Source organism: Lysinibacillus sp. FSL L8-0126 (genome assembly GCF_038630385.1).
In the GTDB taxonomy this organism is placed as follows: Bacteria; Bacillota; Bacilli; order Bacillales_A; family Planococcaceae; genus Lysinibacillus; species Lysinibacillus fusiformis_D.
Window position 1 is genome coordinate 1,380,093 of sequence record NZ_CP152028.1, and the last position, 17,141, is coordinate 1,397,233.

Annotated in this window: 15 protein-coding genes; 5 read left to right on the forward strand and 10 right to left on the reverse strand. The window is 38.2% G+C overall.

Translation table 11 applies throughout. The features are described 5' to 3' along the window. Window positions 1-12 precede the first annotated feature (12 nt). Genes MHI34_RS06595 through MHI34_RS06610 form a run of 4 tightly spaced genes read left to right on the forward strand, consistent with a single transcriptional unit; the run spans window position 13 to window position 5,303 of the window. Complete coding sequence (locus MHI34_RS06595) at window positions 13-1,083, forward strand: ABC transporter ATP-binding protein (protein WP_342504283.1); 1,071 nt, start codon at window positions 13-15, stop codon at window positions 1,081-1,083. A gap of 12 nt (window positions 1,084-1,095) precedes the next feature. Further along, window positions 1,096-2,817, forward strand: a complete 1,722-nt coding sequence (locus MHI34_RS06600) for an iron ABC transporter permease (protein WP_058843773.1) — start codon at window positions 1,096-1,098, stop codon at window positions 2,815-2,817. Window positions 2,818-2,844: 27 nt separating this feature from the next. After that, complete coding sequence (argH, locus tag MHI34_RS06605) at window positions 2,845-4,359, forward strand: argininosuccinate lyase (protein WP_036124962.1); 1,515 nt, start codon at window positions 2,845-2,847, stop codon at window positions 4,357-4,359. Beyond that, on the forward strand, window positions 4,356-5,303 hold the full coding sequence (locus MHI34_RS06610; RefSeq protein ID WP_342504284.1) for a BadF/BadG/BcrA/BcrD ATPase family protein: 948 nt from the start codon (window positions 4,356-4,358) through the stop codon (window positions 5,301-5,303). Before argH ends, MHI34_RS06610 begins: the two co-directional genes overlap by 4 nt. Before the next feature lie 490 nt (window positions 5,304-5,793). Here MHI34_RS06610 and MHI34_RS06615 read toward each other — a convergent pair whose 3' ends face one another. From MHI34_RS06615 to MHI34_RS06630, 4 genes are all read right to left on the reverse strand, one after another. Further along, a complete protein-coding gene (locus MHI34_RS06615; RefSeq protein ID WP_058843776.1) occupies window positions 5,794-7,089 on the reverse strand; it encodes a transglutaminase domain-containing protein in 1,296 nt (431 codons plus the stop codon). 99 nt (window positions 7,090-7,188) lie between these two features. Further along, window positions 7,189-8,325 carry a transglutaminase domain-containing protein gene (locus MHI34_RS06620; RefSeq protein ID WP_342504285.1) on the reverse strand — a complete coding sequence of 379 codons (1,137 nt, stop codon included), beginning with the start codon at window positions 8,323-8,325 and terminating at the stop codon, window positions 7,189-7,191. Between the two features lie 255 nt (window positions 8,326-8,580). Then, complete coding sequence (locus MHI34_RS06625; protein WP_036125888.1) at window positions 8,581-8,841, reverse strand: metal-sensitive transcriptional regulator; 261 nt, start codon at window positions 8,839-8,841, stop codon at window positions 8,581-8,583. A gap of 85 nt (window positions 8,842-8,926) precedes the next feature. Beyond that, window positions 8,927-9,634 (reverse strand): glycosyltransferase family 2 protein, encoded by a 708-nt coding sequence (locus MHI34_RS06630; RefSeq protein WP_342504286.1) that lies wholly within the window; start codon window positions 9,632-9,634, stop codon window positions 8,927-8,929. 239 nt (window positions 9,635-9,873) lie between these two features. Here MHI34_RS06630 and MHI34_RS06635 point away from each other — a divergent pair, with 239 nt between their 5' ends. After that, window positions 9,874-11,790, forward strand: coding sequence for a tetratricopeptide repeat protein (locus MHI34_RS06635; protein WP_342504287.1), 1,917 nt, complete (start codon window positions 9,874-9,876; stop codon window positions 11,788-11,790). A gap of 176 nt (window positions 11,791-11,966) precedes the next feature. On the opposite strand, the gene MHI34_RS06640 is transcribed toward MHI34_RS06635, so the two are convergent. The 6 genes from MHI34_RS06640 to MHI34_RS06665 form a co-directional block, all read right to left on the reverse strand. Next, entirely contained in the window at window positions 11,967-12,371 is a 405-nt protein-coding gene (locus MHI34_RS06640; protein WP_058843779.1) for a hypothetical protein, read from the reverse strand. Between the two features lie 73 nt (window positions 12,372-12,444). Continuing rightward, entirely contained in the window at window positions 12,445-13,818 is a 1,374-nt protein-coding gene (locus MHI34_RS06645) for a HAMP domain-containing sensor histidine kinase (protein ID WP_036126608.1), read from the reverse strand. After that, window positions 13,815-14,486, reverse strand: a complete 672-nt coding sequence (locus tag MHI34_RS06650; RefSeq protein WP_089933926.1) for a response regulator transcription factor — start codon at window positions 14,484-14,486, stop codon at window positions 13,815-13,817. The genes MHI34_RS06645 and MHI34_RS06650 overlap by 4 nt, the downstream gene beginning before the upstream one ends. 73 nt (window positions 14,487-14,559) lie before the next feature. Continuing rightward, window positions 14,560-15,657, reverse strand: coding sequence for a DUF5808 domain-containing protein (locus MHI34_RS06655; RefSeq protein WP_058843781.1), 1,098 nt, complete (start codon window positions 15,655-15,657; stop codon window positions 14,560-14,562). 4 nt (window positions 15,658-15,661) lie between these two features. Continuing rightward, window positions 15,662-16,057: a GntR family transcriptional regulator gene (locus MHI34_RS06660; RefSeq protein WP_036126599.1), complete on the reverse strand. Its 396-nt coding sequence runs from the start codon at window positions 16,055-16,057 to the stop codon at window positions 15,662-15,664. A 73-nt stretch (window positions 16,058-16,130) separates the two neighbouring features. Next, window positions 16,131-17,024 (reverse strand): LysR family transcriptional regulator, encoded by an 894-nt coding sequence (locus MHI34_RS06665; RefSeq protein WP_271913509.1) that lies wholly within the window; start codon window positions 17,022-17,024, stop codon window positions 16,131-16,133. Window positions 17,025-17,141 lie beyond the last annotated feature (117 nt).

Here is a 17,141-nt window from a genome sequence, read left to right on the forward strand (position 1 = left end):
AGGAGTTTATGATTGAGAAGTGTCAAAATTGAAAATGTCTCAAAGCAATTTGGTCAAGTGTATGGCGTGAATGATATAAATCTTGAAATAAAAGCAGGGGAATTTTTTACTTTTCTCGGTCCTAGCGGCTGTGGCAAAACAACCACTTTAAGGATGATTGCAGGCTTTTATTACCCTTCTAAAGGTAAAATTCTTTTTGACGATCGAGATGTCACTCGACTTCAGCCCAATAAACGCAATATCGGTATGGTATTTCAAAATTATGCTCTTTTTCCTCATATGACGGTTGATGAAAATATTGCCTTTGGTTTACAAGTGCGGAAATTTTCAAAGACCGAAATTCAATACAAGGTTGACCGCATTAGAGGACAAGTACATCTAGCAGCTTATGGTAACAGAAAAATAAATGAACTATCTGGTGGACAACAACAACGGGTTGCTTTAGCTAGAGCGCTTGTAATTGAGCCAGATATTTTATTACTGGATGAACCTCTATCCAATCTAGATGCTAAATTGCGTGAGGAAACACGTATTGAAATCAAACGAATTCAATCTGAGCTTGGCGTTACAACAATTTACGTTACTCATGATCAGATGGAGGCAATGGCTATGTCGGATCGAATCATGGTCATGGAGAATGGTTTGATCAAGCAAATTGGGACTCCTCAAGAAATTTATCATCAGCCTGAAGATCGTTTTGTAGCTAACTTTATTGGTGAAACCAATTTAATCGAAGGCACTATACAAGCCATTAATGGTGAAAATGTACAAGTGAGAATCTTAAATGGACATCTTTTGACTGGGCGAAAGCAACAAAGCTCCCCCTCTTTAACGCATATGATTGGAGACAAAGTGTTTATTTCTATTCGACCGGAGTCTATTCAACTAGGTACTGGTGATAATACGTTAACAGGAAAAATTACATTTGTTGAATTTACAGGTATTAGCGTCAATTACATTGTAGATTTTACGGCATTTTCACTTAAAGTAATGATTATTAATTCTTATGACCAAATAAAGAAAATCGGTGAAGACATTACAATCAATATGGCTCATGATTCACTGTACTTATTAGGGGAATAGGAGGAAGCCAATATGGGAAAACAGTCTGTCAATGCCTCTCAGGAAAGCGCGTGGACACGAATTTTTCAATCCAATTGGTTTGTTTATATTTTAATATCGCCATTATTTTTAGTGTTGTTCGCCTATGTGGTTTACCCCTTCTATCAAACATTTATCCAAAGCTTTGCTGGTGATGAGGCTTTCTTTCACTATAAAAAATTTTTTGATCTGGCGAGCCCAGCAAACTTAGAAGCTTTATGGACCAGTATTTATATTTCGATCATCAGTGTTATTTGCTGTGCAGTCGTTGGGGTTACGATGGCCTTTTTACTGGAGCGCTATAATTTCCCAGGAAGGCGTACACTGTCTATTTTAGTATTAGTTCCTATGGCACTTCCTCCTCTAGTGGGTGTACTTTCTTTTTCATTTTTATATGGCGATAGCGGTATTTTCCCTCGAATCTTTCAGCATCTATTCGGATTAGACCATGTACCGTTTGCATTGAAAGGCATTTGGGGAGTTATCGTCGTTCATACCTTCACGATGTATACGTACTTCTACTTAACAGCTTCAGCTGCTATTAAGGGGCTCGATCCTGCTTTAGAAGAGGCTGCAACCAGTCTAGGTGCAGGGCGTATTCGCGTATGGACAAAGGTTATTCTACCAATGCTGACACCTTCCATTGTCGCCTCGTCCTTATTAGTGTTTATGATCTCAATGGCTTCCTATACAGCACCTTTAATGTTTGGTGTAGAGCGCACCATGACGATGCAAATATATTTATCACGTACAAATGGCAATCTTGAGATGGCTGCAACACAGTCGATGATTTTATCCTTTGTATCTATTACCTTTTTAATCATCATGCGTTGGTATCAGAATCAGCGAAATTATCAAAATCTCAGTAAGGGTATCAGTGTTCATCGTTCCGAGGTATCCTCTAAAAAAATTAAAGTTATGGCAACAATCGCATCCTTTGTTGGGACATTCATATTAATATTGCCGATATTAGTTTTGATATTGATATCTTTTTCTGTTGATGGTGCTTGGAAAACGCAAATTCTCCCGACCGACTATACGATCGATCATTATATTGCTCTTTTTACTGATGAGCGTACATGGCGGCCTATTTGGAATTCCATTCAAATGGGTGTCATAGCAACAATCGGCAATATCATTTTTGGTGTCGCTGCTGCTTATGCTATGGTTCGGTTAAACTTTAAAGGGAAAACATTGCTCGATATTTTGATTATGGTACCTTGGGCTTTACCTGGTACTGTTGTAGCGGTTAATTTAATCGCTGCCTTTAGTACAGAAAGTATTTTTAGTTTCAATCAAGTATTGATCGGTACATTTTGGATTTTGCCATTAGCGTATTTTATTCGACATTTACCACTTGTTTTTCGATCTACTTCCGCCTCTCTTGTACAACTAGATCAATCGATTGAAGAGGCTTCACGTGGCTTAGGCGCCAATTGGTGGTATACATTTAGGCGGATTGTCGTACCGTTAACATTCACCGGAATTTTAGCAGGGACACTCTTAGCTCTCGTGCAAAGCTTTGGTGAGTTTGTTGCATCCATTCTAATATACAGTACATCTACTATTCCATTGTCTGTAGCGATATTCCAAAAATTATATGCATTTAAATTTGGGACCGCCTGTGCTTATGGTGTCTTACAAATTTGCTTAATTTTAGTTGTTCTTATTATTTCTGAAAAACTATCAAAAGGCAGTGCTGGTACAGCCATCTAGCTGCCAATCTATTAGGAGGCCATTACAATGTTTGAAGATTTTCGCAACAAAACGCAGCGGGAAGATGGGATGATATTCCCTTCTAACATCTATCGGAAAATTGTCTTACAGCCAGCTTATGATGAGGCGAAGAAAAATTTTTTAACAATCATGCTACAAATTAATATTGCTCATTTAAAAATGTTAGAAGAACAAGGACTCGTAAAAAAAGATGAAGCGAAACAAATTGGGATAGCTCTAAAAAAAATAGATTTAAATTATTATCGTTTAGAGGATTACAGTCCCCAATATGAGGATTTATTTTTCCGCATTGAAAATAAACTAATCGAGCTTGCTGGTGATGTTGCAGGAAATCTTCACATTGGCAGAAGTAGGAATGATATGGGGATTGCCATCTATCGTATGACCTTAAGGAAAAAACTATTATTATTAATGAACGAGTTACTAACATTACGTGATGACTTAATCGCTGCTGCCGAGGAACATATAGATACCATCATGATTGGCTACACGCATACACAGCAGGCTCAGCCCACAACCTTTGCCCATTATTTAAAAGCTGTTATTGACCAGCTTGAGCGTGATTTTGAGCGGATGCAGCATGTCTATAAAACTGTCAATCGCAGTAGTATGGGGGCGGCTGCCTTAACAACGACAGGTTTTAATATTAGTAGAGAACGGATGCGTGATCTACTGGCATTTGATGATATTATCGAAAATGCGTGGGATGCTGTTGCAGGCGCAGATTATATTGCTGAAGCGGCAAGTATTGTACAGCTGGCTGCACTCAATCTCGGCCGTACATCTCAAGATTTTTTATTATGGGCTACCCAGGAATTTAATGCATTCACACTCGCAAGTCCATATGTCCAGATAAGTTCCATAATGCCTCAAAAACGTAACCCTGTTTCCGTAGAGCATACACGTTCATTACTATCTGCGGTTGTTGGAGATGCAAGTACAGTATTACAAATGGTACATAATACACCGTTCGGAGATATCGTCGACACTGAAGATGATATGCAGCCCTATTTATGGCGTGCCATTGACCGTTTAAATGGTATTTACAAGTTATTTGGTTCTCTTGTTGTCACAATGGATGTTAATAAAAAGAAATTAAGAAACCGTGCAGAGAATAGCTTTGCCAATGTTACAGAGCTTGCAGATACATTAGTGCGTTCAGAGGGGATTTCATTCCGCCAAGCACATAGTATTGTTAGCAAATGTATTAAAGTTCTACTTGCCCATGGCGAAGAATCACTAGCAAGCCTTACATGGGGCCTTGCCAATACACAATCTAAATTGATTACGGGAAAGGAATTAGCTATTTCAGAAGAAGACTTTTATAAAACATTAAAGCCAGAATCTTTTGTTGGTGTGCGAACATTGCTAGGTGGCCCAGCTCCAGCCACAATGAAAGCAGCGCTCGAACGTTCAAAAATAAATGCTCAAAACCTTTATGAATGGGTCCGCTTAAAGGAAAATTCTATTATACAAGCAGAAAAGGAATTAACAGCCTTTCTTGAGGAATGGAATCAATGAAGGATTGGTTATTGATTATTGACGGTGGAGCAACGAAAACAGCATGTGCGGTCGTTCATGCTGAATCTGGTGACATTCACTATTCTACAACAATGCAAGGCTCGAATTATCAAGCCATTGGTGTCGAATCAGCTACAGCAAGATTACAAGGACTTTTAGCAAATGTAGAAACATTTTTGCAAAAGTACCCCCATTCTCAAATTGCTGTAGCTACCTTTGCGTTAGCTGGCATTGATTCTCCTAAGGATCATGCCACAGTAACGGCCATTGTTCAAAATGCCCTAAAGGCCACACAGCTACAAATCAAGACGCTAATTATTGAAAATGATGCGGAAGCTACACTACTTGGTGTGACTGCTGGACAGGCTGGTGCATTACTCATTTCCGGAACAGGAGCCATCGCCTATGCCTATGACGGGCAACGAATTGTACGTGCAGGAGGTTGGGGACATCGAGCTGGTGATGAGGGAAGTGGATATTGGCTAGGGCAGGAAGTAGTAAGAGCTGTATTTAAAATGGAGGATGGTCGTGGTGAACCAACAATCTTAAAAGAAGCCGTCTATCATTTTTTAAATATACAGGATGTAACAGAGCTTGCGGAATGGTTATTCCATCCATCCTATACGAATGCACAGCTGGCCAAGATGAGCTCATTTGTAGCAAAGGCAGTCGAGCAAGAAGATGCTTGCGCCATGCAAATATCACTACAGGCTGCCTACGAATTAGTTCTTCTAGCAAGCGCTGTATTGAAAAAAATGGGCTATCAGAATGGACCATTTACACTTTATTGTAATGGTGGTGCCATCAAGCATAATCCACTCATTTTAAAGACTTTTACGGAGGAAATCACCTTACTATATCCACAAATTGATATTAAACTTTGTCAGCATCAGCCTATTACTTATTTGATTGAACGTACAAAAAGGGCATATGACTATTTATAAGTCATTGCCCTTTTCATAGTGTAAAAAAACAAAACCATCTATTTTGTGAAAGAGGAAGATGGATTTCCGTTGCAGGCTACTTGCTTTCCCGTGGGCTAGCGCCGAGCCGCTTCGTGTTTAGAGGCTCGCCAGTCTCGCTATGCCACAGGTGTCAATTAGCCTTCCACTCCACAAAAAAATTATCTTTTCAGCAAAAATTTTCAAATAAAGTGAAGGTGTTCACTACTTATTTATTAAGGGTGTAACTAATCACTTCTCCACATTGAAAATAAGAGCCTATCCTTTCTCTATTTATACAAATATTTTGATCGCTACGGCTAGTATAAAAAGGAAGAAAAAGACACTTTTGCCATATGGATCTAGCGTCACAGCTAAGACCCTGGAGCGAATGCTGAACTGCCCCCTGGGAAGGACGCTGGCAGAACGGAAATTCCCCCCCGCCTTTCAACATGGCTGTTTGTGCCGTTGACATCACCTTTTTTATGTTAAATTAGAGAGCCATTCTCTTCAATTCATTCGTTGTGAAATAGAGGAAGCCATCCTTCACAAATATATCCTTTGTATCTTCCCTATTTAGTACCTGTTCTCCACTACCGTCTGGACGAATTTTTGTTAAATACGCCCCCCGAGAGTAATTACTAAAGTATAGCCACCCATCCGAGTAAACGATGTATTGTGCACGAGTATTTGTGACACGCTTTATTTTACCTGTCTTTATATCAAGCACATACAACTTATTGTCATCAGAGATATTACTAAAATATAATTGATCGCCAGCCTGTGCTGGGAAGTCTATATCATGATAATAACTATACATTGTGCTTGTTGCCTTTGGATAATCCTCAGCAATCCACGTGTGATCTTTCGCCATTGTACGATCGTCTACTAAAAAGTATTGGTAACGAATGGCACCTTTGCGATCTGGTACTGGATCATTCCATGTCGTATCAAGGTGATACCACTGTCCATCCAGCTTGACCAAATTCCACGCATGTCCCTCTTTGCCGACATAGCCCACGATATATTTTGTTTCAATTCCCAGTTTTTGAAGCATCGAGTGAGCTAGTAAAGCATAGCCCTGACATACTCCCCCATGCTCGGCAAGTACGGTATAGGCACTATGTGGACTAGAATTTGTTTGATCTGTATAGGCAGTATTAGCGACAATATAGTCATTGACTGCTCGTACCTTTTCTACTTCTGTCATAGAGTCTTTACTGATTTTGTTGATGATTTCTTGGACATTCATCTCGACAAAGGCAGCCTGTTCTGGCGTCATTAAATAGCTCTGCTCTCCAAAAATAGTTGCCTTATTTCGCCCATATTCATAACGAATTGAATGCTTACTAACATGACCATAAACATAATCATCTCGTTCAATAGCATTGTTGTAGGCCTCTTCCACAATTTGTTCAATTCGTTGTGTATTACCTTTATATTGAATTTCAAACTTCGGTGAAAAACTACTATAATATGCATACATGGCATCAGCCATCTCTTTGGCATTTGTCACGACTAGCTTCGTTTCTGGTTTCTGAATTGGCGGCGCTTTAGGTGCTACCTCCGCTTCATGTATATCTTCTATAGGTATGGCTGTTTCTATGGAGGCATCGTCTGAAAGTCTAGCAGTAACATCTACGATTTTCTCCTTTGTTGAAAGAAGCATTGTTTCTATTTCGTCATTATTTGTCCAATCCAGCACCTGCTGAACGACTGCCTTACCAGCCATATAAATGGGATCAATAAAAATAATAATAATGGCAATAATAGCTAATTTCTTCCACAAATTCCTCACCTCCAACCGTCTTCTTTTCATTATATACAAAAAAAGCACAAAGAACTCACTTAAGGGTCCAATTGTGCTTGTTAATATTTGTTTGTTGACTTAATTAATTTTAAGTTTATATTCTTTAGTATTCATAGTATACAGCAAATCATTGTCATTGATCTTTAAATTCGTTACTGGCTGCTTAACTAGCACTTCAGCTTTTAATGTTTTCAAATTCAGCTTTGTCAAATACCCACCGTTACTGTAATCACTATAGTATAGATAATCATTAGTTCCAGTAATATACAATGCACGTTTATCTAATACTTTTGTCTTTTTCCCACTAGTCATATCCAGCTTATACAGTTTATCGTTATCTGCCGTATTGCTAAAATAAACAGCATTATTTAACTGATACGCAAAATGAACATTGTGCATATAACTGTATTTTGTGCTTGTAGCAGTAGGATAATCGGCTTTAACCCAAGTGTGATCTTTGTTAAGCTGACTGTCCGTCACTAAAAAATAGTCATATGAAGCAGCACCAACACGATTTGGCAAAGGATCATTCCATGTTGTATCTAAATGATACCATTTTCCATCTACCTTTACTAAATTCCAAGCATGTGCCTCGTTCCCATTCACAAAACCTATAACATATTTTGTCTCTATCCCCGATTGCTCTAACAAGGCTTGTGCAGCTAATGCATAACCTTGACACACAGCTTGTCTTTCAAAAAATAAAGCATAGGCACTATGTGGGCTTGCCTTTGTTTTTGTTCCATACATCGTATTCGATACAATATAATCGTTAATAGCCTTTACTTTTTGGAACTCTGTCATAGAAGGTTTGATAATATTTTTCAGTATTTGATTAATCTTTTTTTGTACAGCTACTTCTTGTGTTTGATTCGTCAGGTACTTCACTTTATACGTTACATTTCCGAGAGAATCTGCAGAAACCGTCATACTTTCGAAATGTCCACTTGCATAAACAGCTTGTTGTTTAGCCTTTTCAAATGCATCCATCATTTCTTTTTTGAAATCACCCATCGGGCCTGTATACGTAAATTTTATTTCCGTCTCGAAATTTCGCATTTGCTTAGCAAGCTCTTTTGTCAATTGATCCCAAGTAACTACTGTTGAGTCAGCTACCACAGGATAAATTGGGGAAGTAATTTCTGTTTGTTTTGCATAGGCAGCAGTTGGGCTTAACATCAATAAAGTTGCTCCACATAACAACCATTTTTTCATCACTAATCACCTTCCCTTTGAATCTTTTGTTACTATTTAGCATAACAAAGAAAGTACCTACTAAGCTATCATACAAGTTCACTAACTAAGACTTTCATCTAAAAATATATCAACACTTACATGATATAAAATACCTAAAAACCAAATATAATTCTCGAATATAACTATTTTTTTGCAAAAAAATAAAACTCACCCCATTTATAGTGAGTTTTATTTAGATTCAGCTACTATTTTTTGTTCCGAAAATCGAGGTAATTATCTACTTTTCACAACCAAATTAACGGCTTCCTGAATGGCTTCATTCATTTTTTCGTCATCACCTTCAGCATTTTGGACACATTCTAATAAGTTTGTACTGACAATAACACCAACTGTACGATCTACAGCAGAGCGTACAGCCGATAGCTGTGTAATGACTGCCTTACAGTCCTTACCTTCCTCCATCATCTTCAAAATACCACGTAGCTGGCCTTCCATCCGTTTCACACGATTTTTCACTTGATCTGAATATTCCATAAACATTGCTCCTTCTTTCTATACTCGCTACGTCCTCATGAGTAATCGTTATTCTTTATCCTAGCTCATTATTTCAAATTTAAACCTAGCCATTCCTTGGTTTTAAATAATTCATCAGCATTCTTGTGATTATAGTGCTTGCATTGGTTATTTCATCGTACTGGATAATTGTATTTTTCTTTAAACGTAATTGCCCAATCTCTACCTCAAAAATTGGACACTTTCTTTTCAGTGCCGCAACTAGCATATTTGTATCATAATCATAGCGTTCGCCTTTCACCTTCATCAGCCAAGGCAACTCATTTATCGATATATATCGCAAACCCGTTTGTGTATCCATTAATTTTCGATGATACAGTAACTCAAAAAATAGGCTTGTTGCACGATTTCCCCAATAAGAAAGAAATGAACTATCGGCAGAATGGAAATTACGTACCCCTAGCACAATACCTTCTGAAAACACCTTTGTCATCGTTAAGACAAGCTTAACATCTTGCAGTGCATGCTGCCCATGTGCCCCCACTGTAAGGACACCATGACACTTTCCTTTTTGCTCTCGGATAAATGCAAAGGCTGTCTTCAATGCACCACCTTTTCCAATATTGCAATCATGCTGCAATACTTGACAACGATCAATTTTATTTAAATCTTCAAAAATATCTTTATATCTTTGATCACTCCCATCATTGACAATGACAATTTGTGTAATGGTCGTTGCTAATAATTGATGTACATAGGTAATGAGTGATTGTTGTGGATTATATGCTGGAATAATAGCTGCAATATTTTTCATTTCGATCCCCCACCTATAGGCTGACGGGCTCTCCGTAGCTACGAATTTCCCTTATATCAAATAGTATCATGTCACAGCAACAATTCAACTGATGAATCCCATTAAAACTTATCAATAATATAGATTTTTCTCCGATATATGTACAAAGAGATTTAGAAGAGGGGCTTTCAACTGGCTCGAAGAAAATTAGACGCAATGATGCCGAGGCATCATTGATGAAAGAGGTGAGGGTGATTGTTATGCATTACGAAATTCTTGAAGAACAATGTCAGAAATTAAAGCAGCTGTCCTTCACAAAATTAGCAAAAAACCTACAGGATGCAAGTTTGCTCGCTATTTCAAACCCAGCTACATCTTTACAAAAATCTCTTTTTGTATTGGAAGAAATTCTTTATGAGATTTATCGGCTGGAAATGCATACTGAACCTAAAACGAAAAATATCCGTACACTATTAAATAATCGAAGTTTTGTTGCGCAAATTCACCCTCGTCGGATTTATTTATTAATGAATTTAGTTCATAAAATGACAAGTCATAATAGTAACGACATTGTGGAAGCCAAAGCGGCAAAAATTGTTTTGGATTATCTTAGCGATATTGTGGAATGGTTTATGAAACGCTATGATCGTAGTTTCAAGTCAGCAAGTCTAACTCCTCACACTACAGAGCTTCCAACCATATTGGATAAGAACATACTCCAGCACAATCAATCCCCAGAGGCTTATACACATGCAGCCAAATGGTTTGAAAGGGCAGCGCAAAACGGTGATGCCAGTGCACAATATAATTTAGGAACTCTTTACAATCACGGGCGAGGGGTGAAAAGGGACTATAAACTTGCGAAAGTATGGTATGAACGAGCTGCCGCACAAAATGACGCAAATGCCCACTATAGTCTAGGCGTACTCTTTCATTTAGGGCATGGGGTTGGACAAGATTATAAGGAAGCCGCGCACCATTATCAAATTGCGGCAGATCTCGGAAATGCAGATGCGCAATATAATTTAGGTGTCCTTTATAATCAAGGTCTAGGCCTTTCGCAAAACTTTCATGAAGCGGCTAAATGGTATACTTTAGCAGCCAACCAAGGCAATACAAGTGCTCAAAACAATTTAGGCTTCCTTTATCATAATGGCACAGGTGTCGAGCAAAGCTACGCAGAGGCCATCGCTTATTTCGAAATGGCTGCCTTAGCGGGCGATGCCAGTGCACAGTATAATCTCGGCTATATGTACCTTAAAGGTCGTGGTATTGTTCAAAACCTTGAAGAAGCGGCGAGATGGTTTCATATGGCTGCTTTACAAGACCATGTGAACGCAGAGTTTCAATTGGCTATGCTCTACAATACGGGACAAGGAATGACGAAGGATCATCTAGAAGCCTTAAAATGGTTCAAGCTAGCAGCATATAAAGGACATTTAAATGCACAGTACTGTCTCGGCTTACTGTATGAAAAAGAACAGGATCTTGTTTCAGCAGAAAAATGGCTTCTACGAGCAGCTGACAATGGGCATATTAGCGCCGGCTTCGAGCTAGGTCGGCTTTATGTCTATCAGCAAAAACAGCCTGCTAAAGCTATGTCATACTTTAAAGTTGCTGCTAACAAAGGCTATGCTGATGCTCAGTATGAACTTGGTCTATTACTGACATTAGGCGTTGATATACCTATAAACTATACAGAGGCTGTAAAATGGTGGCGAGCCGCAACGGATCAGTCACATATTCAAGCGGAGTATCAATTAGGCTTACTGTATGAGCAGGGATTAGGGGTTGCTATGGATCTTGAAGAAGCACGCAGATGTTATCGACTAGCTGCTATTCAGGGCCATGCAGGTGCTCAATATCAACTTGGTAATTTATTTGATAAAGGGAAAGGTGTTAAACAGGATTACACGGAGGCAGCTAAATGGATTGAACAAGCAACGTCACAAGGGCATATAAAGGCACAATATCAACTAGCTCAAATGCACATTCATGGACAGGGTGTACCGAAAGATTTTGCAAAGGCTGCCCAGCTTTATCGATTGGCTGCTAATCAAGGACATCAAAAGGCTCAATTTCAGCTTGGTATGCTCTACAAAAAAGGGCATGGGGTTGCACAAGATTATCAAGAGGCTGAAAAATGGCTGAAAAAATCGCTTGAAAATATTAAATAGACAGTTTAAAACCTACCGTATCATGAATTGTGATACGGTAGGTTTTTCTCTTGCTTCGGCATTCATCTCCTTTTTCTATAGTGGGAGATGAATATTTTTTCTCAACAGATTTTTACAGGCAAAATCGAAAAATTTTGGATACATTGTTTATCTGCGCGCTAGAAATGCGTAATGGATTAACTTTTTATATAGTCTTGTTGATGAATCATGAATGTTACTATAATAAATAAGGCAAAGCTGATTAATAGCGTAGTTCCACCTACAATAAAGAAGATTAATGTAAATGTACTACCAAAATTAAATGGATTTATATTGTAAAACCACATGCCAACTGTTAAACCCAAAACACCAAGAATAGCTGTCCAACCGTGAATGGCTACTAATTTTTGTGATTTCACTTTGAAGGCTCGATAAAAAATGCCCCATGCAAACATACTTAGCCAGCCGACAAGTAAAATATGTGCATGGATTGGTCTATATTCATAACTACCTGATCCTGACATATGTGAACCTAAATACGTACCGATGAAAGCAAAAATAGCCGCTAATCGAATAAGACGTATACTCCACTTCTGTTCCATACGAAAACTCCCCCTAAGCTTGTTTCAACTAAGTAGCAGTTTAACGTGTGAACATGAACTTTACATGAACTCCTTATGACAAGACTGGTAAATGAATATAAACCTTTGTACCGACATGCATCGTACTTTCCATCTGAATAGTACCTCCGTGTAGCTCTACAATCTGTTTGACAATTGCTAGTCCTAGACCTGTTCCTTGCTTTGTCCTGGAAGCATCTGCGCGATAAAAGCGGTCATATACTTTGGCTAATTGATCTGTCGTCATCCCCATCCCATTGTCCTCCACAAGGATTTCAAGTGAAGTAGATTTTTTCTGTAATTGTAGATGTATTTGTCCACCCTCTACATTATATTTAATAGCATTCGTCAGCAAATTATCCCACACATTTTGTAAAAGTCCTGCATCACCAGCATAACTAATTGGCTCTAGCTTGTAGGCTATTTGAAGCTGTGCCTCTTCTATTTGCCAGCGATATTTTCGCACAGTCTCCCTCAATTGTTCGTCTAATCGGTACGGCTCACGTTTTACGATTCTTGTCGATTGGTCGAGAGATGTTAGTAATAATAATTGCTTGGTTAATGTAGATAAGCGCTTTGTTTCCAACTCGATGATCGCTGCATACTCCTGTCTTTCCTGCTCAGTCAGCAGCGGATTTTTCAGGAGGTCAACATAGCCTTGAATATTTAACAAAGGCGACTGAAAATCATGCGATACATTACTAATAAATTCCTTTCGTATACGATCATTTTCTTGTAATTTCTCGGTCATCCTATTAAAGCTTACAGCTAATTGACCAATTTCATCTGCACTATCAATATCTAACACCGTATCAAACTTTTCATGCGCAAGCTGTTGAGTTGCCGCCGTTAGCTTTGTAATCGGACGAATTAATGCTTTAGCAAACAATAGCATTGCTAGTAAACTCAGTACTGTCATAACCAACATTAACCCTGCAAGTATCGTATGCACTTCCGAAAATAATAAGCGAATATCAGGTCTTATAAATAATGCATATGGCTTGTTTTCATACGTAAATGGCACACCAACTGTATTAATCAATTCATTAGCGAAAAATCCTGTCACAAAGGTTTCTTTAGGGAAGTCTCGCATACCATGATAGGTTTCTCCTTGTAAAACGCGGTCAACAACAGATGCTGACAATGTTTTATCACGATAGTCTCCACCAAAAAAATACCCTTCCTCGCCTGATGTTACATATATTTGATAGCCAATTTCACCCAGTGTCTTCAAATAATTATTTAAATCCTCTGGCTTCGCTGTTTCAATATAATGAACGATATCCTTTGCTATGTTTACGTTTTTTGCATCATTCTTTTCTTTTACCACTTGATGATAATACGTATTCGTTGCTAAAAAACCAATACATAGGCTACCAATCATCACTAGCATCGTCGTCACAACAAATTTACTGTATAAAGTTTTCATGTTGTCTCCTCTAGCTTATAGCCAACACCTCTTACGGTTGTGATTTCAACAGCCGTGTCATAGCGATTTAATCTTTCACGAATTCGCTTCACATGAGTATTCAACGTCTGTTCGTCTCCTTCATAGTCATAGCCCCATACTTGCTCCATAATATAGCTTCGCGTAAATACTTGGTGAGGGCGTGATGCCAATAAAGCAAGTAGTTCAAATTCCTTTAAAGGTAATATAAGTGTATCCTCTCCTATGACAACTTCAAAGCTTCGACGATCAATCACTAATTTGCCTACTTGGAAAGTTACTTGATTTTTCTTATCCAATCTCCGTAAAATAGCTGCTATACGAAACAATAATTCCTTTGGCTCAAAAGGCTTTACAACATAATCATCTGATCCTGCTAAAAAGCCACGCTCTTTATCCTCAAGCTCGCCTTTCGCTGTTAATAATAAAACAGGAATGTCATAATCTTGCGTTAAAGTCTCGGTTAATGTAAAACCATCCATCCCCGGCATCATCACATCGACAACAGCTAAATCAGGCAGATTCCCTTCTAGTAAGGCTAATGCCTGCTGTGCATTTTCTGCACATAGTACCTGATAGCCTTCCCTTGTGAGATAAATAGTAACTAGCTGTAAAATATGAGCATCGTCATCGACAACAAGAATTTGCATCTGCCTACCTCCAATCAATAAGAAAAAAACTCGCTCATATGGAACGAATTTTTCATCACAAATTACTATTATTTTATAACGAGAATATGGAAATCAACAGTAATAAAAGAAAAGGCAAACCAATAACAATATAACCTCTTGGATTTGCAAGGTTCATGGTCCAACCTACTCCAAAACGTTTCTCTACAAAAACGGAAGGGTCCTGTCGATTCATATAAATTAAGCCGCCTTTCCAATAACGATCTTCATCTACATCCATTACCTGTGAATCAACATTATCTTCATAACGCACTCTATGTTTACGCTTTTTCAAAATATAAATAAATAGTGAACCTAACACAACAGCTAGAAATAAAATAAATACTGGTAATAGCTTATAGCCAACAATCATGGAAGGATAAATATTGCTTAGTTGTAAAACCGTTAATAGAATGGTTAAGGCATAGCTCATCAGCAATATTTGCCAACTCATGTATTTTCGAGTCTTTAGCTGATCTTCCAACGATTCAGCTTTGCGGTTTACAGCTAATTTAATAGCAGAACGTTTAATAGAATCGGTAATTCCCCACATCATACATTGCATCATTAGCATAACAAGCGGCAGCGAAATAGCCGTAAAATAAGTCTTGTTTCTCCAAGCATCTGCTTCTCCACTTGGTCCCCAATGTACGGCTATATCATTTGGCATTAGGTCGTAATGGAGCAATGTGTAAATGATTAAAAACACCGCTATCCCTATAGGTACAGCAAAAAATGTCCAAGGAATCATTGCATCACGGCTTCGAGCAGTTAAATCAACCGCTCGTACTTGTTTAATATTTACGCCCCACTGCTCCTGCCTTTTCAACGTTGATACCTTGTGATGATTTATCCAGTACAGCACCATACTTACGGTAAGCATACTAAACAAACAGCTTAGTAAAACGATACTTTGAGTGGATTCAGAAGAAGCTAGACGATTGTAGCACATCAACATAATGATTAGAAATACTATGCCTGAGCCTCCTACCAATTGAACATACTGTTTTTTCAGCTTAGCTAATGCGAGATGCTTAATATGCTGATCAGGTACAGTAACCCCAAAAACAATAGTCTCTCTTACAATATAAGGAACCACCATTTGCATAGCTAATGTCATGATGTAGATTGTTGTAAAAACACCCAGTAGCATCTTGCTACACTCCCTCTGCTGGAATTTGCAAATCAGCGAATACCTTTTTCATCATGTGCTCAATTTGTTCTACTGTTGCGCCGAGCACCATTCCTTCTGCTACAACAGGCTTTAAATTCTTTTCGATTTGTCGTAGCTGCTCAGGTGACAAAGCTCTCTCCTCAGTTGAACTAATAATAGCTCCTGATTTCGGTCGAATAACAATAATTCCTTTCGCCTCTAATTCATGATAGCTCTTATTAACAGTATGCATATTCACACCTAAATCAGCAGCTAACCCTCGCACAGATGGTAGGGTATCGCCTGGTTTCATTTCGCCTCTTGCAATACCTTCAATAATTTGACGTGTCACCTGCTCATAGATCGGTACGTCTGATTGTGGCTCTATTTGAATAAACATGTTTATCAGCTCCAAATTTGTTATATAACTAGTATAACAAATTTACTGCAATAATGCATGAGATACAAGCTTATTAAATTGGGGAATTTCTAATTGTTTCAATAAATTTTTGCACAAGCATATTTTGTTTCTCGTTATTTCTCGTACAAATAGCGATTTTATGTTTAATAGCATGTATATCCTTTACATAAACCCTTGCCAATTGGCCACTCTCTACATACTCTCGAACTGCAAGGGAAGAAATAAAGTTTGCACCATAGCCTGCCATGACCGAGCGAATTGTTTCATTGATGCCATTAAATTGGAGGGCAATTTTCGGTGGTTTCACTTGGTATGTTTGACATAACGAAAACAGATGCTCTCTCATCGAGCTCCCTTCTTCCCTCATAATAAAAGGCTCCTGAAACATTTCAACCAATGTAATGGATTGATATGCAAAGCGATGATTTGGAGACACAACAAACCATAACTCATCCTCATATAATTCATCCCACTCGATTTCTTTCGGCCTTTCAGACATTCCTCCACCATATATCGCAATATCCGCCTTATAGTTTATTAGTTGTTCAAAAGCGTCCTTCGTATTGGTTGTTGTAATCATTAAATCCACCTGTTCATTTGCAGCCTTGAAAGTAGCTGCCCATTTTGGAATTAAAAAATTGGCAGGCAGATAGGTAGCCACAATATGTAAATTCCCTGCTTTCGCCAAACGGTAATTTTCGATAAATGTTTCAATATGCTGTTCAAGAGCAATAAAATTTTGAGCTTTCTCTGCTAGAGCTTCACCAACTTCTGTTAGTACTACACCACGCCCTTGTTGCTTAAATAATTGGACTCCTAGTTCATGTTCAAATCGCTTCATTTGACTTGAAACGGCAGGTTGGCTAATACACAAGATCTCTGCAGCTTTAGTGAAGCTACCTGTAGTAGCAACCTGATAAAATAATTTTAAGCTATGACTGTTGATGATTTCACCCCTATTCATAATATAAAGTTATGTATAAATAATAATAATATATTTTTATTATGATTTATTCTATCATACACTTTATTGGCAAGCTTGCACTTTAAAATATAGGGAAAT